Consider the following 2,298-nt stretch of genomic DNA (forward strand, 5'->3'; position numbering starts at 1 on the left):
GTGGCGCGGAACAGCGCGTCGGCGTCGGCAAAGGCGGCGCGGGTCAGCCCGGCCCCGCCGGGCAGGCCGTCGTAGATGAACACGGCGGGGCGGCCCACCTGCGCGTGCATGGGGGTGGAGATGCCGCCAAGGTCGTTGCGGTCGGTCATGACCAGCAGCGGCAGGATGCCGATGGCGGCGTGTTCCAGCGCGTGGATGGCGCCCATGAAATGCAGCAGTTCGTTCTCGGTGGCGATGCGTGCGGCGTCGGGAATCTCGAACCACAACCCCTCGGTCTCGAAGACGAAGGGCGGCGCGTCCAGCGGCACCACGGACAGCAGGCGCTGGCCGGACACGCTGCGCTTCTCGTAGCCGGTGATGGTTTCCGTCACCCGCAGCTTGCCCAGAAACACGCGGGTGCCGCAGGCCACGCACTGGTCGTGGATGTCGAGAATTTCCGTGGTCTTGTTGGCGCGCACGCGGGTGAACCACGACACGCGGGCCTGTTCCGCCACAACCTTCTGCGCCCCGGGGTCCAGCCGGGTAATCACCCAACTGCGCCCCCGGTGCAGGTACACCGCGCCGGGGTGGGTTTCGCGGTAGGCGCGGTGGCCGTCCACGCTGCCGATGATGGTGCCGTCGCCGTCCTCGATGGTGAAGGTGCTGCCGCTGCCGCGCAGGTCCACGTGGCGGTGGGGTCGCTTGCGCGCGGCCAGCAGCGTGCCGCCATCGGCGCTGCGCAGCACCAGCCCTTCGGATTCCAGTTCCGCCAGCGCGGTTGCGGCGCCTGGCGCGGTCAGCCACGGCTCGTCGGCAGGAAGGGGCAGTTCGGCGGCGGCGCATTCGATGTGCCGCTTGGCAATGACCGGGTTGTCCGGGTTGACCACGGCATGCTCGGCGGGCCGCTCGAAGAATTCGTTGGGGTGGCGGACGAAGTACTGGTCCAGTGCGTCCTCCCCGGCGATCAGGATCACCGCCGATTCCTGCTGCGCGCGGCCCACCCGGCCCCCGCGTTGCAGGGTGGACATGACCGTGCCGGGGTAGCCCACCAGTATGCACAGGTCCAGTCCGCCGATGTCGATGCCCAGTTCCAGTGCGCTGGTGGAAATGACCGCCAGCAGATCGCCCCCGGCCATGCGCGCCTCGATGTCGCGTCGTTCCTCCGGCAGGAATCCGGCGCGGTAGGCGCTGATGCGGTCGCGGTACGGCCCGGCCTTTTCCGCCGCCCACATGCTGATCAACTCCGTCATGCGTCGCGACTGGCAGTACACGATGGTGCGCAAGTCCCGCGCCAGGGCCGCGCGGAGCAACTGGATGGCCGCCGTGGACGGGCTGTCGTCCGGGTTCACGAACACGAAGTGCCGCAAGCCCTGCGGTGCGCCGCTTTCGGTGATGACCTGGATAGCAGGTGCGGGGCTCTGCCCCGCGCCCCGCAAGGGGACCGTGTCCCCTTGACCCCATTTTGTGGGGTAGGAACCCTGTTGAAAGGTTTTGGGGGATGGGGGCGCGGGGGAAGGGGACCTTTTGCGCTCTGCGGACGCCATCCGTAAGATTCGCGCGTTGCGCTCACCTAACGGCTGCCGCAAAAGGGTCCCTTCCCCCGCAGTGTTTTCTTCACCAAAATCCCCCCCCAACCCCGTGAGGTTGGCGGCCAGTTCGCCGGGGTTGCCCACGGTGGCGGAGCAGAACACGAAGGTGGGGTGCGCGCCGTAGCGGGCGCACACGCGCAGCAGGCGGCGGAACACCTGGGCCATGTGCGCGCCCAGCACACCCCGGTAGGTGTGCACCTCGTCCACCACGATGTAGGCCAGCGAGGCCAGCAGGCTGGTCCACTGCTGGTGGTGCGGCAGGATGGCCAGATGCAGCATTTCCGGGTTGGTCAGCAGCACGGTGGGCGGGTTCTGGCGGATCTTGCGGCGGAAATGGTCGGTGGTGTCGCCGTCGTAGATGGCGGCGCGGGGGCGGGCATCGGCGGGCCAGGCGGCGGTAAGGCCGTTGAAGGTGGAAAGCTGGTCCTGCGCCAGCGCTTTCAGCGGGAACAGGTACAGGGCGCGGGCGTCCGGGTCGGACAGAAAGCGTTCGAGCACCGGCAGGTTGTACACGTAGGTCTTGCCGCTGGCCGTGGGCGTGGCGACGACAACGTGCCGCCCGGCGCGGATGAGGTCTGTGGCGCGGGCCTGATGGGTGTACAGGTCGTCGATTCCGTTGCGGGCAAGTATGTCGCGGACGGCCTTGGGCCACGGGCGGCGGTTGGGGGCGTGGGCGGCCTCGCGCGCGGGCAGGGCGCGGTGATGGGTGACCTGCCGCCCGAAGGGCGAG

1 protein-coding gene is annotated in these 2,298 nt (G+C 69.3%); it reads right to left on the reverse strand.

Going from position 1 to position 2,298, the window contains the following annotated elements; all coding sequences use genetic code 11:
• The coding region (locus FVW20_RS12915; RefSeq protein ID WP_196609939.1) for a DEAD/DEAH box helicase at positions 1-2,298 on the reverse strand (2,298 nt) is incomplete at both ends.

The organism is Nitratidesulfovibrio oxamicus, from assembly GCF_015731765.1.
GTDB classification, from domain to species: Bacteria; Desulfobacterota; Desulfovibrionia; order Desulfovibrionales; family Desulfovibrionaceae; genus Cupidesulfovibrio; species Cupidesulfovibrio oxamicus.